Annotated in this window: 14 protein-coding genes; 4 read left to right on the top strand and 10 right to left on the bottom strand. The window is 72.8% G+C overall.

Annotation, left to right across the window (positions count from 1 at the left end):
- Positions 1-37: 37 nt before the first annotated feature.
- The 4 genes from AB0M46_RS01315 to AB0M46_RS01300 form a co-directional block, all read right to left on the bottom strand.
- Positions 38-661, bottom strand: coding sequence for a hypothetical protein (locus tag AB0M46_RS01315; protein ID WP_363332186.1), 624 nt, complete (start codon positions 659-661; stop codon positions 38-40).
- Positions 649-1,050: a thioesterase family protein gene (locus tag AB0M46_RS01310; RefSeq protein ID WP_363332185.1), complete on the bottom strand. Its 402-nt coding sequence runs from the start codon at positions 1,048-1,050 to the stop codon at positions 649-651. Before AB0M46_RS01310 ends, AB0M46_RS01315 begins: the two co-directional genes overlap by 13 nt.
- A 10-nt stretch (positions 1,051-1,060) precedes the next feature.
- Entirely contained in the window at positions 1,061-2,740 is a 1,680-nt protein-coding gene (gene ettA, locus AB0M46_RS01305; RefSeq protein ID WP_363332184.1) for an energy-dependent translational throttle protein EttA, read from the bottom strand.
- A gap of 181 nt (positions 2,741-2,921) precedes the next feature.
- Positions 2,922-3,506, bottom strand: a complete 585-nt coding sequence (locus AB0M46_RS01300) for a hypothetical protein (protein WP_363332183.1) — start codon at positions 3,504-3,506, stop codon at positions 2,922-2,924.
- Between the two features lie 110 nt (positions 3,507-3,616).
- Here AB0M46_RS01300 and AB0M46_RS01295 point away from each other — a divergent pair, with 110 nt between their 5' ends.
- Positions 3,617-5,017 carry a trehalose-6-phosphate synthase gene (locus tag AB0M46_RS01295; RefSeq protein ID WP_363332182.1) on the top strand — a complete coding sequence of 467 codons (1,401 nt, stop codon included), beginning with the start codon at positions 3,617-3,619 and terminating at the stop codon, positions 5,015-5,017.
- Positions 5,018-5,092: 75 nt separating this feature from the next.
- Entirely contained in the window at positions 5,093-7,648 is a 2,556-nt protein-coding gene (gene otsB / locus AB0M46_RS01290) for a trehalose-phosphatase (protein WP_363332181.1), read from the top strand.
- Between the two features lie 146 nt (positions 7,649-7,794).
- Here otsB and cobA read toward each other — a convergent pair whose 3' ends face one another.
- Genes cobA through cobC form a run of 3 tightly spaced genes read right to left on the bottom strand, consistent with a single transcriptional unit; the run spans position 7,795 to position 11,119 of the window.
- Positions 7,795-9,060: a uroporphyrinogen-III C-methyltransferase gene (gene cobA / locus AB0M46_RS01285; protein WP_363332180.1), complete on the bottom strand. Its 1,266-nt coding sequence runs from the start codon at positions 9,058-9,060 to the stop codon at positions 7,795-7,797.
- Entirely contained in the window at positions 9,057-10,100 is a 1,044-nt protein-coding gene (cobT, locus tag AB0M46_RS01280; protein WP_363332178.1) for a nicotinate-nucleotide--dimethylbenzimidazole phosphoribosyltransferase, read from the bottom strand. The genes cobA and cobT overlap by 4 nt, the downstream gene beginning before the upstream one ends.
- On the bottom strand, positions 10,094-11,119 hold the full coding sequence (gene cobC / locus AB0M46_RS01275; protein ID WP_363332177.1) for an Rv2231c family pyridoxal phosphate-dependent protein CobC: 1,026 nt from the start codon (positions 11,117-11,119) through the stop codon (positions 10,094-10,096). Before cobC ends, cobT begins: the two co-directional genes overlap by 7 nt.
- Before the next feature lie 47 nt (positions 11,120-11,166).
- Between cobC and AB0M46_RS01270 the strand changes: the two genes are divergently transcribed.
- Positions 11,167-13,386, top strand: coding sequence for a transglycosylase domain-containing protein (locus tag AB0M46_RS01270; protein WP_363332176.1), 2,220 nt, complete (start codon positions 11,167-11,169; stop codon positions 13,384-13,386).
- Between the two features lie 42 nt (positions 13,387-13,428).
- Here AB0M46_RS01270 and AB0M46_RS01265 read toward each other — a convergent pair whose 3' ends face one another.
- Complete coding sequence (locus AB0M46_RS01265; RefSeq protein WP_363332174.1) at positions 13,429-14,004, bottom strand: GNAT family protein; 576 nt, start codon at positions 14,002-14,004, stop codon at positions 13,429-13,431.
- A complete protein-coding gene (locus AB0M46_RS01260) occupies positions 14,004-17,480 on the bottom strand; it encodes a cobyrinate a,c-diamide synthase (protein WP_363332173.1) in 3,477 nt (1,158 codons plus the stop codon). The genes AB0M46_RS01265 and AB0M46_RS01260 overlap by 1 nt, the downstream gene beginning before the upstream one ends.
- A 95-nt stretch (positions 17,481-17,575) precedes the next feature.
- On the opposite strand from AB0M46_RS01260, the gene AB0M46_RS01255 reads away from it, so the two are divergent.
- The gene (locus AB0M46_RS01255; protein WP_363332172.1) at positions 17,576-18,382 is read left to right on the top strand and encodes an SURF1 family protein; all 807 of its coding nucleotides are present in this window, start codon (positions 17,576-17,578) and stop codon (positions 18,380-18,382) included.
- On the opposite strand, the gene AB0M46_RS01250 is transcribed toward AB0M46_RS01255, so the two are convergent.
- The gene (locus AB0M46_RS01250; protein WP_363332171.1) at positions 18,364-19,893 is read right to left on the bottom strand and encodes an ATP-dependent DNA ligase; all 1,530 of its coding nucleotides are present in this window, start codon (positions 19,891-19,893) and stop codon (positions 18,364-18,366) included. The genes AB0M46_RS01255 and AB0M46_RS01250 overlap by 19 nt on opposite strands.
- Positions 19,894-20,015 lie beyond the last annotated feature (122 nt).

Genomic DNA, 20,015 nt, shown 5'->3' with positions numbered 1-20,015 from the left:
CTCTTCCCACCCGTTCGGGTGAGGGTCTTATAGCCGTCTATCCGATGAGGGTGACTCCGCCGGCGCGATGCCAGGCAGAGCCATATGCGCAGGCCAGGGCCGTCCATGGACCCGAAATCCGAACATCGACGAAGTCCTCGGGGCCGCCCTCGGTGAAGCCCATCCGGACGACCGCCTGGACGAGGCGCTGCGAGACGGGTATGTGCGCGCCGCCCTCGGTGGTGACGGTGATCGGCACGTGGTCGAGGAGGGCGTCACGCAGCATCCGCGAGCCGACCGGGCGCCCGCCGACCCCCTCCACGGCGGCGGTCCGCACGGTCCGGGCGGCCGCCTCGCCGACCCGCACGACGTCCGCGGCAGGGATCCGCTCGACCGTTGTTCCGGGGACGGCGGGTAGCGACCATCGCCAGTCGGTGTCCCGCGATGCGGGAAGGTCACCGTCGACCGACGCGAGCAGGTCGGCCGCCGCCACGGTCCGGTCGCCGCCAACCGTGGCCGGCAGCGCGCGGCACACCAGTACACCCCAGGGAAGGCGGGACCACAGGGTCACCGCGCCCTCCCCCGCGGGCCGCAACCGGGCGACCGCGCCGGGGTCCAGGCGGGCCACCCGGGCCAGGAACGCCACGGCGTCGGAGCGGCCCGAACCGGCTAGCCAAGCCACGGGGAGAGGAACTTGCGCTCGATGTCGCGGACCCGGCGCGGCCGCCCGGCGTCGAGGTCGTAGGGCACGCAGACGGTCCGCGCCCGGGACGCGAGCTCCTCGCCGTCGAAGAGCTCGTAGGCCACCGTCAGCCGGGAGGCCTTGATCTCCTCGATCCACAGCTCGATGCGCACCGGGTCGCCGTAGTCGATCGGGCGGAGGTAGTCGATCTCATGACGTGCGATGACGATGCCGTTCTCGAACGACTCGAGGCCGGCCGACCGGGCCGCGGTGAACATCAGGGCAACGCGCGCCTCCTCGTAGAGCGTGAGGAAGCGCGCGTTGTTGACGTGCCCGTACGCGTCCAGGTCGGACCAGCGCAGGGCGCAGTGGTAGATGAAGCGGGCCACTACGGTTCGATCAGTCGCGGGTCAGCTTGCGGTAGGTGACGCTGTGCGGCCGCGCCGCGTCCGGGCCGAGCCGGTCGACCTTGTTCTTCTCGTACGACTCGAAGTTGCCCTCGAACCAGAACCACTTCGACGGGTTCTCGTCGTCGCCCTCCCACGCCAGGATGTGGGTGGCCACGCGGTCCAGGAACATCCGGTCGTGGGAGATGACCACGGCGCAGCCGGGGAACTCCAGCAGCGCGTTCTCCAGCGACGACAGCGTCTCGACGTCGAGGTCGTTGGTCGGCTCGTCGAGCAGGATCACGTTGCCGCCGATCTTCAGCGTCAGCGCGAGGTTGAGCCGGTTGCGCTCGCCGCCGGACAGCACCTTGGTCGGCTTCTGCTGGTCGGGGCCCTTGAAGCCGAAGGCGGCCACGTAGGCCCGCGAGGGCATCTCGACCTTGCCGACCATGAGGTGGTCCAGGCCGTCGGAGACGACCTCCCACACCGTCTTGTCGCCGTCGAGGCCGGACCGGTTCTGGTCGACGTAGGACAGCTGGACCGTGTCGCCGACCCGCACCGAGCCGTCGTCCGGCTTCTCCAGCCCGACGATGGTCTTGAACAGCGTGGTCTTGCCCACACCGTTGGGGCCGATGATGCCCACGATGCCGTTGCGCGGCAGCGTGAAGGACAGGTCGTCGATGAGCAGGCCGCGCTCCTCGAAGCCCTTGCGCAGGTTGGCGGCCTCGATGACCATGTTGCCCAGGCGCGGGCCCGGCGGGATCTGGATCTCCTCGAAGTCCAGCTTGCGGGTCTTCTCGGCCTCGTTGGCCATCTCCTCGTAGCGGCCGAGGCGGGCCTTCGACTTGGTCTGGCGGGCCTTGGCGTTGGAGCGCACCCACTCGAGCTCCTCGCTCAGGCGCCTCTGCAGCTTGGCGTCCTTGCGCCCCTGCACCGCCAGGCGCTGGGCCTTCTTCTCCAGGTAGGTGGAGTAGTTGCCCTGGTAGCCGTGGACCTGGCCGCGGTCGACCTCGGCGATCCACTCGGCGACGTGGTCGAGGAAGTAGCGGTCGTGGGTGACGGCGAGCACGGCGCCGGCGTACTTCTGCAGGTGCTGCTCCAGCCACTGCACGCTCTCGGCGTCGAGGTGGTTGGTGGGCTCGTCCAGCAGCAGCAGGTCGGGCGCCTCCAGCAGCAGCTTGCACAGCGCGACGCGGCGGCGCTCACCCCCGGAGAGCTGGGAGACGTCGGCGTCCGGCGGCGGGCAGCGCAGCGCGTCCATGGCCAGCTGCAGCTTGGAGTCGATGTCCCACGCGTCGGCGTGGTCCAGGTCCTCCTGCAGGCGGCCCATCTCCTCCATGAGCTCGTCGGTGTAGTCCGTGGCCATCAGCTCGGCGACCTCGTTGAACCGGGCGAGCTTGGCCTTGGTCTCGGCGACGGCCTCCTCGATGTTGCCGAGGACCGTCTTGCTGTCGTTGAGCGGCGGCTCCTGCTGCAGCATGCCGACGGTGTAGCCGGGCATGAGGCGGGCCTCGCCGTTGCTCGGCTTGTCCAGCCCCGCCATGATCTTGAGCAGGCTCGACTTGCCGGCGCCGTTCGGGCCGACGACACCGATCTTCGCGCCGGGCAGGAACGACAGCGTGACGTTGTCGAGCACGACCTTGTCGCCGTGCGCCTTGCGCGCCTTCTCGAGCACGTAAATGTACTGCGCCACGGTGCGCCCCTACCTCCGGTGAACGTTTCGCCAGTGTTCTGTTGCTGGTGCCGGGCCCAATCTTTCCAGGCCCCTACCGCGCTCCCAAATCGGGCCGCCGCGAGGGCCTGCTGCATAGCCGCGGCGGGGCTGCGGCGGGCCCAGATTCCTCGCCCAGGCCGGCCCAGCTATGCAGCAGACCCTAGGCGGGCGGGTTGGCCTGGATCGCGGTGTCGGTGAAGTTCTGCCCGCCGGTCACCTTCAGCGCCGATGGGGTGACCGTGTAGGTGGTCCCTTCGTTGGTGACCGTCCACGTGCGGTTGCCCCGCGCCTGCGCGCCGGGGCGCAGCAGGCCGTTGACGCCCTCCTGCGGCAGCTCTCCGCCGTCGTAGAAGTCCTGCTTGCGGTCGTGGCCCTGATACCACAGCCCGGACCCGTCGGACTCCTGGCAGATCCACACCTCGCGGCCCTTGGCCGTGCGGATGTACTGCACAAGCATCAACGGCAGCGCCGTATTCCCGTCCAGCGTCTTCGCCGCCTCCCCGATGAACTCCGGGCACCGTATCCCCGGCAGGCTCGGCGCCTTGCGCGTCGCCGCGGCGGAGGTCACTCCCGGCGGCACCGCCGACGGACCGTTACCGGACGCTGACTTATCCTCATCAATGTCGCGCCGTCCGATCACGTATCCGAAGAGCGCCCCGACGACCGTGAGGATGAGCAACGAGAGCAGCACGACGGTGAAGGTCCGGCTCGAACCCTGCGCGGGACCGGCCTCGTAGCGCGACATGCCAAGCAGGATCGCATCTGTGAGCCAGCACTCCGCATGGTGCCAGGCAGCTACCGGGATCAGTAGGCTGAAAGTACGAGGGTGGATCGCCCAGGGGGAGGACACGACACGTGGCTGGAAACAGTGCATTCGTGGTGGTCGCCAACCGGCTGCCCGTCGACAAGGTGGTCGGCCCGGACGGAGAGGTCAGTTATCGCCGCAGCCCAGGCGGCCTTGTGACGGCGCTCGAGCCGGTGCTGCAGCAGCGCGACGGCACGTGGGTCGGCTGGCCGGGCGGGGCCGCGGACGCCGACGCACCCGAGGAGACCTTCGAGGCCGGCGGGGTGCAATTGCACGCAGTCCCCCTGAGCGCGGGCGAGATCGAGCGCTACTACGAGGGTTTCTCCAACTCCAGCCTCTGGCCGCTCTACCACGACGCCGTGGAGACGCCCATCTTCAAGCGGCGCTGGTGGGAGTCGTACCGCCTGGTCAACGAGCGGTTCGCGAAAGCGGTCGCGGACGATGCCGCACCGGGGGCCACGGTCTGGGTGCAGGACTATCAGCTGCAACTCGTGCCAGCCCTGCTCCGCGAGACCCGGCCCGATCTGAAGATCGGCTTTTTTCTGCATATTCCATTCCCCCCGGTCGAACTGTTCATGCAGCTACCTCGCCGCGCCGACATTCTCAAGGGTCTGCTCGGTGCCGATCTGGTTGGTTTCCAACGGCCACTCGGCGCGCAGAACTTCGTCCAACTGGCCCGACATCTGCTGGGCACCCGGGTGCGCCGCGGCATCGTCGAATGGGAAGGTCGCACGGTGCGGGCCGAGGCGTTCCCGATCTCCATCGACGTCGAGGAGATGCGCCGGCTCGCCTCCTCGCCGCAGGTGCAGGCCAGGGCGGCCGCCATCCGCACCGAGCTGGGGGATCCGCGCACCATCATCCTGGGCGTGGACCGGCTCGACTACACCAAGGGCATCGAGCGAAGGCTCAAGGCATTCAGGGAATTGCTGTCGGAAGGACGACTCACGGCACCGGAGACGGTGATGGTACAAGTGGCTACGCCGAGCCGGGAGCGGGTGGAGCACTACCAGACGCTCCGGGTGAACGTCGAGCGCGAGGTCGGGCGGATCAATGGGGAGTACGGACGAGTTGGCCAACCGGCCGTGCACTATCTCCATCAGTCGTACAGTCGGGCTGAACTGGCCGCGTTGTACGTCGCGGCCGACGTCATGATGGTGACTCCGTTGAGGGATGGCATGAACCTGGTGGCCAAGGAGTACGTCGGCGCCCGCGTCGACGGCGGGGGCGCCATCGTGCTGTCGGAATTCGCCGGCGCAGCAGCCGAACTGCGCCAGGCGTTCCTGTGCAACCCGCACGACCTCGACGGGGTGAAAGACGCACTCATGCGTGCGATCCACGTCGACCCGGTCGAAGGGCGCAAACGGATGCATGCTATGCATTCCCACCTGCGCGCGCACGATGTCCGAACCTGGGCGGACGCGTTCCTCGACGCGCTCGGCGCGGCATCATGAACCGCTCGATGCACAATGCCCGACACCCGGCTGCATGCATCCACGACCTAAATCGCTCCCACGAACAGGCCGGACATGAACCAGACCTCGGCGACAGGCAACGTCCTCTCGCTCGACCCGGACCTCCGCGCGGCGGTGCTACGCGTCGCCCGCGTGCCCAACCTCTTGGTGGCATGTGACTACGACGGCACCCTCGCGCCGATCGTCGCGGACCCCACCAAGGCGACTCCGACCGCAGAATCCGTAGCCGCCGTGCGCGCGCTGTCGTCGCTGCCGCAGACGACGGTCGGCGTGATCAGCGGGCGGGCCCTGCGCGACCTCGCCGCGTTATCGCGGCTACCCGCCGAGGTTCGCCTCGTCGGCAGCCACGGCTCCGAGTTCGACGTCGGCTACGTCGACGAGCTCCCGCCCGAGCGTCAGCAGCGCCGGGCCGAGCTGCAGGCCGCGCTCAACGCCATCTGCAACAACCAGCCGGGCGTCCGGCTGGAGGTCAAGCCGGCGAGCATCGCCGTGCACACCCGGGCGGCCCCGCGAGACGTCGCCCAGCGCGTGTTCGACGCCGTGCGCAGCGGTGCGGCCCTGTGGCCGGACATCGAGATGACCACCGGCAAGGAGGTCATCGAGCTGTCGGTGGTGCCGACCGACAAGGGCCTGGCCGTCGACGCGCTGCGCATGCAGGTGTCGGCCAGCGCGGTGGTGTACCTCGGCGACGACACCACCGACGAGAAGGCCTTCGCCCACCTGCACGGGCCGGACCTCGGGATCAAGGTCGGCAGCGGCGACGAGACGCTGGCCCGGTTCAGCATCGGCGACGCGCAGGAGGCCGTCGCGCTGCTCGAGCTGCTGCTCTTCACCCGGCGGCGCTGGCTCTTCGGCGAGCAGGCGGTGCCGATCGAGCGCCACTCGATGCTCTCCAACACCCACACGGTCGCGCTGCTCACCCCGGCCGCCCGGGTCACCTGGCTGTGCCACCCCAAGCCGGACTCCGGCGCGGTCTTCGCCGACCTGCTCGGCGACACCGCGGCGGGGCACTTCACGGTGCAGCCGGAGCGCGGCGGGATTCCGCTCGGCCAGCGGTACCGCCCGGGCACCATGACCGTCGAGACCCGCTGGTCGGGGCTGACCGTCACGGACTGGCTCGACCACCACCGCACCGGCAACTCGCTGATCCGCGTGCTGTCGGGCAGCTCCCGGGCGCGCATCGACTTCGTCCCGCGTCCGGACTTCGGCCAGGTGCACATCCGCCTGCAGCCGCTCGGCGATGATGGCCTGCTGGTGCTGGGCTCCAACGAGCCGATCGTGCTCTACTCCCCCGGCATCGAGTGGGAGATCACCTCCGACGGCCACAGCGACCTGGCCCGCGCCACGGTCGACCTCGGCGCCATGGGCGGCAGCGCGATGCTGGAGCTGCGCCTGGGCACCGACTCGATCGAGGCACCGCGGGTCCCGATCAACGAGCGCCAGATCGCCGCCGAGTCGGCCTGGCGCGACTGGTCGGACTCGCTGAAGCTGCCCTCGGTCGCCAAGGACCTCGTTCGCCGCAGCGCGCTCACCCTGCGCGGCCTGTGGCACAAGCCGACCGGCGCCATCCTGGCCGCGGCCACGTCCTCGCTGCCCGAGGAGATCGGCGGCTCCCGCAACTGGGACTACCGGTACTGCTGGCTGCGCGATGCCTCGCTGACCGCCAAGGCGCTGGTCGACCTCGGCTCGACCGAGGAGGCCGAGTCCCTGGTCCGCTGGACGCTGCGGGTCGCCGACAACACCGACGGGCACCCGGAGCGGCTTCACCCGCTGTACACGCTGGACGGCACCGAGCTCGGCCCCGAGGCCGTGATCGAGGCGCTGCCCGGCTACGCCGGCTCCCGCCCGGTCCGCATCGGCAACGCCGCCAACGGCCAGGTCCAGCTGGACGTCTTCGGCCCGGTCGCCGACCTGCTCTGCGCCCTCGCCGACGTGCGGCCCCCCGAGGAGGGCGACTTCGCCCTCATGGACGCCATGGTCGAGGCCGTCGAGCGGCGCTGGCACGAGCCCGACCACGGCATCTGGGAGGCCCGCCGCCGGCCCCGCCACTACGTGTACTCCAAGGTCATGTGCTGGATGACCGTCGACCGCGGCATCCAGCTCTTCGAGCGCCAGGGCCGCCCCGTCCCCGACGTCTGGTACACCCTGCGCAAGACCATCGCCGACAACGTCCTGGACAAGGGCTGGGACGAGAAGATCGGCGCGTACACGGTGGCCTACGGCTACGAGGAGATGGACGCCTCGGTGCTGTGGATCGGCCTCTCCGGCCTCCTGCAGGACGACGACCCGCGCTTCCTGGCCACCGTGCTCGCGGTCGAGGCCGACCTGCGCGAGGGCCCGACGGTGTACCGCTACCGCTGGGACGACGGCCTGCCGGGCGCGGAGGGCGGCTTCCACCTCTGCACCACGTGGATGATCGAGGCGTACCTGCGCACGGGCCGCCGTGCCGACGCCGAGGAGCTCTTCGCCCAGTTCATCGAGTGCGCCGGCCCGACGGGGCTGATCCCGGAGGAGTACGACCCGATGACCGAGCGGGCGCTGGGCAACCACCCGCAGGCGTACTCGCACCTGGGCCTGATCCGGTGCGCGCTGGAGCTCGACCGCTCCTGACGGTTGGCTTTCGGGGCGCTCTTCCTGGCAAGGGAGAGCGCCCCTTTTGCACGATAAGTCGGGCGCTGACGCGCCCGACTTATCGGATTTTTCGCCCGACGGGTCTTATGCGGTCACGTTCGGGTCTTATGTGGCTGGTTCGGGTCTTATGAGGGCAGTTCCGGGGCGCCCGGGGGCGTGTTCGGAGCGGCCGGGGGCGGGGCGTCCGAGGGCGTGTTCAGGGCGTCGACCACCGGGCCGATCACGATGACCGCCGGGGGTCGCAGGGCCGCCTCCTTGGCCGCATCCGCGACCGTGGCCAGGGTGGCCCGCACCGCGCGCTGGTCCCGGGTCGTGCCCTCCTGCACCACCGCCACCGGGGTGTCCGGGGCGCGGCCGTGCGCCTGCAGGACGGCGGCGATCGCGGGCAGGTTCTTCAGGCCCATGAGCACGCACACCGTGCCGCGCAGGCGGGCCAGGGCCGCCCAGTCGACCAGCGACTCCGGGTGCTCCGGGGCCAGGTGGCCGGAGACGACCGTGAACTCGTGGGCCACGCCGCGGTGGGTCACCGGGATGCCGGCCGCCGACGGCACCGCGATCGCACTGGTCACGCCCGGCACCACGGTCACCGGCACGCCGGCCTCGGCGCAGGCCAGCACCTCCTCGCCGCCGCGGCCGAAGACGTACGGGTCGCCGCCCTTGAGCCGCACCACGAACTTGCCGGCCAGGGCCCGGTCGACCAGGACCCGGTTGATCTCCTCCTGGGCGGCCGAGGGGCCGTACGGGATCTTGGAGGCGTCGACGAGCTCCACCTCGGGGCGCAGCTCGTCGAGCAGCAGGCCGGCGGCCAGCCGGTCGACTACGACCACGTCCGCGGCCGAGAGCAGGCGACGGCCCCGCACGGTCAGCAGCTCCGGGTCGCCCGGCCCGGAGCCGACCAGGGCCACCGTGCCGCGCCGGGGCTCGGCGCCGGCGGCGTCCAGCCCCCCGGCCGAGAGCCGCTCGCCGATCGCGTCGCGGACCGCGACCGCGCGGACCGGGTCGCCGCCGGCCAGGACCGCGACGGTCACCGGGCCGTGGCGGGTCACCGCGGGGGTCCAGGCGGTCGCGGCGTGGCGGTCGTCGGCCCGCACGGTGAAGATCCGCCGGGCCGCCGTCGCCTCGCTGATCGCGCGGCCGGCCTCGGGGTCGTTCACGGCGACGTGGACCAGCCAGGCGTCGTCGAGGTCGGCCGGCTCGAAGCGGCGGGCCCGCCAGGTGAGCCGGCCGGCGTCGACGTGGGCCTGCAACGCCGGGGTGATGCGCGGGGAGACGAGCACGACGTCCGCGCCCGCGTCGAGCAGTGCGGGCACGCGCCTGGTGGCGACGGCGCCGCCGCCGACCACCAGGACGCGCAACCCGTCGAGCTGTAGACCGAGGGGGTAGGGGTTCACTTGTGGGCTACTCCAGCAGAGTCGAAAGTGGCGACCTCGTGCAACACGCGGACAGCACTGGCCACGATCGGTAGCGCCAGGACGGCGCCGGTGCCCTCGCCCAAGCGCAGGCCCAGGTCGACGAGCGGTTCGAGCTCAAGATAGCCGAGCGCCACGGCGGCCCCGGGCTCGGCCGAGCGGTGGCCGGCCACCATCGCCCCGCTCGACAGCGGGGCCAGGGCGTGCGCGGCCAGAGCGGCCGACACGGCGATGACGCCGTCGAGGACCACGGGCACGCGCAGGGCGGCCGCACGCAGGATGAACCCGGCCAGCGCCGCGTGCTCCAGCCCGCCCACCGCGGCCAGCACGTCGATCGGGTCCTCGACCTCCAGCCCGACCACCGCCGAGGTCACCACGGCGACCTTGCGGGCGTGCGTCTCGCTGTCGATGCCGGTGCCGAGCCCCGTCACGGCGGCCGGGTCGGCGTGCGTGAAGGCGGCGATCAGCGCGGCCGAGGGCGTGGTGTTGGCGATGCCCATGTCGCCGGTGAGCAGCGCCCGGGCGCCGCCGGCGACGAGGTCGTCGGCGACCTGTATGCCGGCCTCGATGGCCTGGATCGCCTCGTCGCGGGTCATCGCCGGCTCGACGCTCAGGTCGCGCGTGCCGGCCCGCACCTTGCGGTCCAGCAGTCCCTCGGCCGGGTCGAGCACGGCCTTCACGCCGACGTCGACCACGGTCACCCGCACGCCGGCCTGGCGGGCGAAGGCGTTGACGACCGCGCCCCCGGCGACGAAGTTGGCCACCATCTGCGCGGTGACCTCCTGTGGCCAGGGCGTGACGCCCTGGTCGTGCACGCCGTGGTCACCCGCGAAGATGGCCAGCGCGGCCGGCTCCGGGATCGGCGGCGGACAGGTGCCGGCCAGGCCGGCCAGCCGTACCGCCAGCGTCTCCAGCGCGCCGAGGGACCCCATGGGCTTGGTGAGGCGGGCCTGCAGGGCCCGGGCGGCCGCGATCGCCTCGTCGTCGAGCGGCCGGATTGCGGCGATTGTCTCGTTCAGCATGTTGACCCTCCCAGTACGTCTGACAACACCGCAACGAAAGCGTCACTCGTGGCAGTGTCCCGCACGGCAATACGTAACCAGTCCGGGCCCAGTCCGGGGAAGGTTTCGCCACGTCGCACCGCGAACCCGCGCTCGCGCAGCGCGGCGCGCACCGACTCGCCGCTCGGCACCTTGATCAGCACGAACGAGCTCGCCGGGCGCCCGGCGACGGCCACACCGGCCCGCTCCAGCGCGGCGACGAGGTGCGCGCGGTCGGCGGCGAGCCGGATGGCGATCTCACGCTCCGTGTCCACGGCGAGCGGGGAGGCGCAGGCGATCGCGGCGGCCAGCGCCGGCGTGGACACGCTCCACAGTGGAGCGTGCTCGCGCAGCCGCTCGATCAGCTCGGCCGGGCCCAGCACGTACCCGATGCGCAGGCCGGCCAGGCCCCACGTCTTCGTCAGGCTGCGGATGACCAGCAGGCCCGGCAGGTCCCGGCGCCCGGCGAGGGACTCGGGCTCGCCGGGCACGGTGTCGGCGAACGCCTCGTCGACGACCGTGACCCGCCCGTCGCGCGTCAGGGCGGCGAGGTCCTCGGCGGGGTGCAGCACCGATGTCGGATTTGTCGGATTTCCCACCACGAGGAGATCAACCTCTGGCGAAATGTCCAGATTTCCCAGTGCAAATCCCTGGTCCTCGGCAAGCATGACGCGGGTCACGTCGTGGCCGGCCGTGCGCAACGCCGCCTCCGGCTCGGTGAACTGCGGGTGCACGACCACCGGCCGGCGCGGGCGCAGCGCCGGGCCGAGCAGCGTGAAGGCCTGGGCGGCGCCCGCGGTGAGCAGCACCTCGGAGGGCGGCCGCCCGTGCCGGGCCGCGATCGCCGCGGTGGCCTCGGCCGGGTCGGGGTAGCGGGCCAGATGGGCCAGCGAGGCCGCGATCGGCCCCGTCAGCCAGGGCGGTGGCGTCTCCTGCCGGACGTTGACCGCGAGGTCGACAAGGCCCGGCGCGATCTCGGCGTCGCCGTGAAAGCGCAGCATCCCGCGATCGTCGCGTACGGCGAGGCGATTTGTCCTAGCTTAAGAATGTGATCGCGCGCACCATGCGGGCGGCCGGCGGCCTCCTGACCCTCCTGCGGACCGGCCTCATCGTGGGCCTCGCCGTGGCCGCCCTGATCTACCCGATCGCGGCGGTCACGGGGGTCGGCGCGAAGAAGAGCGCCGAAGCCCTGGCCATATCCCCCGACGAGCTACGCCAGACGCTGCCAGCGCAGACCACGCACGTGTACGCCGCCGACGGCACCACGCTGCTCGCCCAGTTCTATGAGGAGTACCGCACGTACACCGGCCTGTCCACGATGTCGGTCAACGTGCAGCAGGCCATCGTCGCGGCCGAGGACGCGCGCTTCTGGGAGCACCACGGCGTGGACTTCAAGGGCGTGGCCCGCGCGTTCGTGGCCAACCAGAAGGCCGGCGTCGTGTCGCAGGGCGCGTCCACGATCACCATGCAGTACGTGCGCAACGTCCTGCGCGACTCCGCCCGCACGCCGGCCGAGGTCAACGAGGCGACCGAGCAGACGGGCGCCCGCAAGCTGCGGGAGATGAAGCTCGCGATCGAGCTCGAGAAGCACATGAGCAAGAACGAGATCCTGGAGCGGTACCTCAACGTCGCCTACTTCGGCCATCGCGCCTACGGCATCCTCGCCGCCGCCGAGATCTACTTCTCCAAGAAGCCGGCCGACCTGACCGTGTCCGAGGCGGCGATGCTCGCCGGCCTGGTGCAGGCCCCGTCGGCGTACGACCCGGCCGGCACCGACTCCCGGGCGGCCAAGACCCGCCGCGACTACGTCATCGACCGCATGGTCGACCTGAAGTACCTCTCCCCCGCCGACGCCGCCACCGCGCACGCCGCCCCGGTCGCGCTGCAGCTGTCCGAGCCCCCGAACGACTGCCTCGCCACCCGCGCGGGCTGGGGCTTCTTCTGCGCCTACCTGCGCAGCTGGTGGTCGGCCCAGCCCGCGTTCGGCGCCAGCCCCAACGAGCGCATCGACAAGCTGCGCCGCGGTGGGTACTCCGTGGTGACCTCCCTGGACCCGCGCACCCAGGACATCGCGCAGCAGCAGATCCTCAAGCGGGAGCAGACGCGCAGCCCCTACGCGCTGGGTCAGGTCGCGATCGAGCCGGGGACCGGGCGCATCCGGGCGATGGCCGTCAACCGGGTGTACTCCCTGGACCGCGCCAGCAACGGCCCGCACTCCGACCCGAGGCAGCGCAAGCGCCTGCGCGGCAACTACCCGAACACGGTCAACCCGCTCCTGGGCGGCGGCGACATGGCCGGCTACCAGGCCGGGTCGACGTTCAAGATGTTCACCATGCTCGCCGCCCTGGAGCAGGGCCTGCCGCTGTCGACCGCGATCAACTCGCCCAAGACGTTCCAGTCGAAGTACAAGACCGGCCGCAGCTCCCCGGCCCACTGCGGCAACGACTTCTGGTGCCCGTCCAACGCCTCGGACTCGATGACGGGCCGGCAGACCATGTGGTCGGGCTTCGGCAAGTCGGTGAACACGTTCTTCGTCCAGCTGGAGCAGCGGGTGGGCGCGGACTCGGCGGTACGCATGGCCGAGCGCCTCGGCCTTCGCTGGCGCACCGGCATCGACCAGCTGCAGGCCTCACCGGCCAAGGCGAAGGGCTGGGGCGCCTTCACCCTCGGCGTGGCCGACACGACCCCGCTGGAGATGGCCGGCGCCTTCGCCACCGTCGTCGCCGACGGGATGCACTGCGACCCGATCCCGGTCACGTCCATCACCGACGTCGAGGGCAAGCCGGCCGTCGACGACAAGGGCGTGGAGGTCGCCAAGCCCCGCTGCGCCCAGGTCCTCTCCCCCGACGTGGCCCGCGGCGCGGTCGACGCGGCCCGCTGCGTCACCGGCTACCGCGCCGCGACCGGCGACTGCGGCGGCTGGTCCACAGCCCCGCAGGTCTACCCGACCGTACGCCGCCCGGTCGCCGGCAAGTCCGGCACCACCGACGACAACCGCTCGGCCTGGTTCGTCGGCATGACCCCCGACCTGACGATCGCCGGCTTCATCGCCGACCCGGACAATCCACTACACCGCGTCGGCTCCGGCAACACGGGCAAGCCCCGCGAGACCGTCGCCGAGACCCTGCGGGACGCGCTGGCCGGCACGCCGGTGCGCGACTTCACGCCGCCGAGCCCGGCCATCGCCGGCAAGCCCGACAAGCCGGCCAAGAGCCGGACCGGCACCACCCGCGACACCAAGCCCACCCAGCGCCCCACGGCCCACTGACCGGGCTCTTCCAACGGCGACTACGGCCGGACGCCACCGGGGTCAGCGAATGTCGGACGGCAGGAGCGACCAGCTCTCGAGGTCGACCCGCCCGCTGGCGAGCGAGCCGGCGTTGCGCAGGAGCCCCTCGTACGTGAACCCGGCCTTCTCGGCCACCCGCCGCGAGGCCACGTTGCCGGGCGCGACCCGCAGCTCGACGCGCTGGAACCGGTGCTCCAGCAGCAGCGACAGCGCCAGCACGTCGATCGCCTCGGGCGCCACCCCGTAGCCGCGGGCGTCCGCCGCCACCGCGCACGTCACCTCGGTCGACCGCGTCAGCCAGTCCGTGTTCTTCGTCCACAGGCACCCGACGAGCCGCTCGTCCTCGCGCCGCACGATGCCGTAATGGTCACCGGCTCCGCTGTCACGCCGCTCGACGGCGAACTCGGTGCACCACGCGTACCCGTCGAACTCGTCCACCTCGTCCTGCGCCACCGGCAGCCACCGGCGCACGAGACGGTCGGCGAAGATCTCGGCCACCCGCTTGTCATCGTCGGCACACAGCGGCCGCACCGTCAGCCGCGGCGTCTCCACCAGCAGCGAGGGAAACCGGCGCAGCGCCACCGACCAGGTCGACACTAGACCGCCCCGCTCGAACCACCGGCCGGCGGCGTCCACCCGCCGCCCTCCCCGGCCGACGAGACCCCCGCATCGGCGGCGGCGCCCCCGGCCCGTTGCCCCGGCGGCGCGGAGACAGCCCCGGGCCCGGACAGATCGGGCGATGACCCAGAAACGCGCGAAGAAGGCACGGAACCGGACACTACCGAACCGGACCCCTCAGACCCCGCCCCCGACACGGGTGAGACTGGAATGGACGCGGTTCCGATAGCCGGCCCGAACGGCGACCCGGCGACCGAGGCACCCGCACCCGCCGACACGGGCACCCCAGACACCGACCCGGCCACCCCGGCCCCGGAAACGGGCCCAACCGATCCGACTGGCCCAACCAATCCGACCCCCGACCCGGCCGGCATCCCGGACACCGGCGAGCTCGACACGGGCGCACCCGACACGGACCCGGCGGCACCGGACCCCGCGAGCACCGGCCCGCTCGTAACCGGGGCACTCGCACCCACGGCTCCCGCCCCGCCTCCGCCCGCCGCCGGCGAGCCCGACACGGGCGCGGTCGACACCGGCGAACTCGAGCCGGCACCGCCCGGCGCCAGCAGGTTCGAGGACGGAGGCGCGGAGACCGGTGGCGCGGACACGGGCGCCTGCTCGGCAAGGCCGGCGGCCGACAACGGCATCGACATCGGCAGGGAGGGTGCGGAGTACGAGTCCGCGGGGTAGGAATCCGCGGCATACGAATCGGCGGGGTAAGAGTCGGCGGCGGCATACGAGGCGGCGGCGTAGGAGTCGGCCTCCGGCTCCGCGGCCGCGAGCTCCGACTCCGCGGCCGGCATCGCCGTGACGCCGATCGGCGCGGCCGACACCGGGGCGGTGGCCCGGGGCATGGGGGCGGACGACACCGGCACCGCGGACGACGTGGCCGGATTGACGGCCGCGCCCGGGCGCTCCTCACTCACCGGCGGAGTGGAGACGGGCTGGGCGGCGGACACTGGCTGGCTCGTGGACTGCGCCGGCACGGACTCCGGCGCGATCGGTACGGACGTCGGCACAACCCCAGACGATGACAGGCCGGCGGCGTCCGCGGGACCGTTCGGCCCGGAAGGCACCCCAACGCTCGCCCCATCCGTCGCGACAGGCGGTGTGGCACCGGCGGCCCCGCTGATATCGCCCGGCAGGACCGTCGTGACCTCGTCATCCCCGTCGTCGCCCGGGCCGTCCTGGCCCCGCTCGCCGCCCGGGTCGGCCGCCGCCCAGGGGCCAGAGATCACCAGCCCGGCCGCGGGCAATCCGCCCCCGGACCGCGGGCCGGGCTGCTCGTCCCCCGAATCACTCACATAGGAAAGATCCGAATCGCCGGAACCGCCGATGGATGGGACAGCGGCGGCGGAGGAGGCCTGAGCCCGCGAGGATGGCTCCGCCACCCCGGCAACCGCCGACGAGACGACCGACGGCCCCGAGCCAGACGGCCCAGAAACAGATGCCTCCGCACCTGACGCCACCGAATCCGACGTCACCGCCCCCGGCATCAGCGCGTCCGGCGTTACTGCACCCGGCTTCACCGTGTCCGGCGTCCCGGCGGCCGGGACGCCGGTGACGGGGGCCTGCGAGTCCGCGGGGCCCGGCGCGGCCGAGCCGCCCTCGGCACCGGCCGACCCCGAATCGGCCGTCCACGGCGTGGGCATAGCCGCACCCAGCGCCGGCCCGAACGGCGACGACGCCCCCGGCGAGGTCGGCGCGCTGGCCGGCTTTCCGGCGTCCTCGACGGGCCGCGCGTAGGGCGAGGCCGGCACGGACGACGTCCCCACCGCGCTCGCGACCACCGGCGGCAGCGACAGCGTGGGCGAGGGCGTGCCGTCCGCCGCGCCCGCCGCGATCGACCCCGGCCCGCCCGGGCTGGCCAGGATCGAGCCGGGAATGGCGATCCCCGGCACCCGCGGCGGCGGGGCGTCCGGCGTCGTGTAGTCGGCCGTGTAGCTGGGCGTGCCCGCGGCGGCCGCGATGCCGGTGACCGGCGCCGTCGGGAAGGTCATGATCGGCACGGAGGGGCGGCCATACGGGCTGATGGAGGGGGTGCTCCACTGGCCGGGCGTCGGCGCCGCCGTGGCGCTCGCCGCCGCCACGAAGCGGGAGGCGATGGCCGGCGCGCCGGCCCAGTGCAGCCCCAGGTAGGAGGCGTGCACGCCGCGCTGCACGAAGCCCTCGGCGGGGCCGCCGGCCCAGGTCCAGGCGGCCTGCAGGCCGGCCCGCGGCGTGATGCTGGTGCGGTGCATCTTGTGGCCGATGACCTGCGCGCCGACCGGCAGCAGGACGGAGGACGAGCGGGCGGTGGCCTCGCGGTAGCCCAGCACCACGAGGTCGGTCTCGCGGGCCGAGGCGTCCACGACCCCGCACATGGGCCGGCCGTTGTAGTCGCGGCAGAGCCACACGAGGCCGGTGCCCTCCGCGGCGATCGGCTTGCCGGCGGCGGCGTGGGCGGCGACGGCGGCGCGGAGCCGGCCGTTGAAGGTGAGCTCCTCGGCGTACGACTCCGGAAGCGCCGCCCCGATGACCAGGCCGTCGACGTTGGGCGGGAGTGTCTCGTCGCGCAGCGGGTCGAACGCGACGACCTCGGCGCCGGCCGCGGCGAGCAGCTCGGCGGTCTCGGGGTAGGCGAAGGAGACGCCGATGATCGGCCGGCGGCCGATGCGCGTGGCGGCGAGCGAGGACATGGCCGGGTCGCCGGCCGCCGCGATCTCGGCCTCGGCGTCCCACGCGTCGGAGGTCAGCCGGGGCGCGGAGCGCGCCAGCGCCATGGTCCGGTCGATGTCGACGGCGCCGGCGATGACCTCGCCCAGGCGGCGCACGGCCCGCACGGCGTCGATGTTGTGGTGCACGACCGGGGCGACGCCGTGCTGGCGGGACGGCAGCGGCGCCCCCGACTCGCCGGCGTCGCTGAGGGCGTGGCGGCGTAGGGCGCCGAGGACCGGCACCCCGATGTCGTCGAGCGCCTCGCGCAGCAGCTGCTCGTGCCGGCTGGAGGCGACCCGGTTGAGGATCACGCCGCCGAGCCAGAGCAGCTCGTCGTAGGCGCGGAAGCCGTGCACGAGCGCGGCGACGGACTGTCCCATCGCGCCGACGTCGACGACCAGGACGACCGGCGCGCGCAGCAGGCCGGAGATCTGCGCAGTGGACTCGCTGTCGGTGCGCCCGGCCAGCCCGTCGAAGAGCCCCATGGTGCCCTCGACGACGGCGATGTCCAGCGAGCCGGCGCCGTGGGCGAACAGCGGTCCCATCCGCTTGGCCCCGACCATGCGCGGGTCGAGGTTGCGCCCGGGCCGCCCGGCGGCCAGCCCGAGGTAAGCGGCGTCGACGTGGTCCGGCCCGATCTTGAACCCGGCGGCCCGGTAGCCCCGAGCCGACAGCGCCGCGAGCAGTCCGACCGAGATGGCCGTCTTGCCGTGGCCCGACGACGGTGCGCTGATCACCAGCCGCGGGATCGTGCTCATGTGCTCCTCCGGCGCTCGGGCAGACGTGTGTCCCGGACGATACCGAACGGGCGCCACCCCGACCGCCCGGAAGCGGACGGGATACCGTGCAGGTTGTGTACCGGTTTCTCGCGACGCCCCGGTGGCTCGGCTACGCCGCGCTGACGGTGGCCGCGGCGGCCGTCATGGTGCTGCTCGGCCTGTGGCAGCTCGACCGCTATCACCAGCGGGCGGACATCAACGCCCGGATCGACGCCGGCACCTCGGCCGCGCCGGTGGCGCTGATCGGCGTGGTCGGCGCGCCCTCCGGCGGGCCCGGGACGGTCGGGCCGGCGCCGGCGGAGCACACCGAGTGGACCCGGGTGACGGTCACCGGCACCTACGACCCGGCCCACGAGATCCTGGTCCGCGGCCGGACCGTCGAGGGCGCGGTCGGCTTCGAGGTGCTGACCCCGCTGGTGCTCGGCGACGGCAAGGCGGTGCTGGTCGACCGGGGCTGGGTGCGCCCGGCCTCGTCCGGCGCGCTCACCGCGCCCCAGGTGCCCGCGGCCCCCGGCGGCAGCGTGACGGTGTCCGGCCGGCTGCAGCCGCCGGAGAGCCGGGGCGGGCGCCCGCAGGAGGTCGCCGGCCACTCGGAGATCCGCCGGATCACGCCCGCGGCGATCGCCCCGACGCTGCCCTATGCGATCTTCGACGCCTACGTCAGCGTCGACGAGCCCGCCGCCGGCCTGACCATGGTGCCCGCCGAGAAGCAGAACGCCCTGCAGAACGCCGGCTACGTCCTGCAGTGGTGGCTCTTCGCCGCGATGACCGTCTACGGCTACGGCTACCTGGCCCGCCGCGAGGCGCGCGGCCCGCGCCCGGACAACCTCCTGGACGAGGAGCCCGACGAAGCGGACGCCGCTCACAGCGTGCCCCGGTGAATCGCGCGAACCGCGTCGATGGTGTCCGCCTCTTCCGGGCGCTTGTCCTCGCGGTACCGCAAAACCCGGGCGAACCGCAGCGCCACCCCACCCGGATAGCGCGGTGACGTCTGCACCCCGTCGAAGGCGACCTCCACCACCAGCTCCGGCCGCACCCGCACCACCCACTCGGACTCCTCGACGGCCAGGGCGCGCAGCCGCTCGGTCTGCCACCGCAGCATCTCGTCGGTCATCCCCTTGAACGTCTTGCCCAACATCACGAACCCGCCGGTCGCGGGCTCCCGCGCGCCCAGGTGCAGGTTGGACAGCCACCCCCGGCGCCGCCCGTGCCCCCACTCGACGGCCAGCACCACCAGGTCGAGCGTGTGCCGCGGCTTGACCTTGACCCAGGCGGCGCCGCGCCGGCCCACGTCGTACGCCGCGCCGACCGACTTGATCACCAGCCCCTCGTGACCGTCGGCGACGGCCCGCGCGAAGGCCGCCTCGGCCTCCTCCGGCGAGCCGACCATGGCGCGCCCGACCCGCAGGCGCTCCGGGACCACCCGCTCCAGCGCCGCCCACCGCTGCCCGGCCGGCTCGTCGAGCAGGTCGACCCCGTCGAGGTGCAGGATGTCGAAGAAGAAGGGGTGCAGGACCGACACCCCGTCGCGCCGGGCGGCGCGGCTGGAGGTCTCCTGGAAGGGAATGGCCCGGCCGCTGCCGGGGTCGACGCCGACCGCCTCGCCGTCGAGCACGACCGAGGTCACGTCCAGCGCGGCCACCGCGGCGACCACGCCCGGCACCCGCGCGGTCAGGTCGTCCAGGCTGCGGCTGAAGACCGAGATCGCGGAGCCGTCCCGGTGCACCTGGATGCGCACCCCGTCGATCTTGATGTCGGCCGCGGCCGGCACCCCGGTGCCGGCGAGAGCCTCGGTGGCGTTGGGCGCGCTCGAGGCGAGCATCGGGGCGAGCGGCCGGCCGACGGTGAGCCGGTAGGCGTCCAGCGCCTCCACCCCGCCCAGCAGCGCGTCCGCCGCGACCGCCTTGAGGTCGCCGGCCAGGAGCAGGGCCCGGCGCACCGCGGCGGAGGAGAGCCCGGCGCCCCGGGCGAGAGCATCGGCGAGCAGGCCGGCCTGCGCACCCTGGCGCAGCTCGCCGCTGAGCAACCCGACCAGCAGCCGGCGCTCGGCGTCGGTGGCCGCGCCGAACAGGGCGGCGACCTGCTCGCGGCGGGCGGCCTGGGAGCCCTTGCCGGACAGCTGCGACATCCGCTCGAAGGCCAGGTCGACGTCGGCGACGCTCAGCGAGGCCTCGGCGGCGGGCGGCGGCAGGTCGCGCAGGCTCGCGTAACCCACCCCGGTCTGGCGCTGGCGCAGCTCGCCGGCCAGGTAGCCGGCGCCGGCGGCGACGGTGCGCGGGTCACCCGACTCGGCCAGCCCCCGCAGGGCGGCGGCCAGCAGGTCGATCTTGGCGTTGCGCGCCGAAGTCGCGGCCACCGCCCGGGAAACCCCTGCCAACTCCTCGAATCGCATATCCGGGATTCTGCCCCCGGGGTACGACAAATTCAGGGCTCAAGATCGGCTCAAGATCCAGAAATCGGAAATAAAGTATAAATCCGATAAGTCGCGGCGCGCCAGCGCCCGACTTATCGAAA

Origin of the sequence: Dactylosporangium sp. NPDC051485, assembly GCF_040682015.1 — a bacterium.
In the GTDB taxonomy this organism is placed as follows: Bacteria; Actinomycetota; Actinomycetes; order Mycobacteriales; family Micromonosporaceae; genus Dactylosporangium.
Note: the sequence above shows the minus strand (reverse complement) of the source record. Positions and strands in the feature narration are given on the sequence as shown.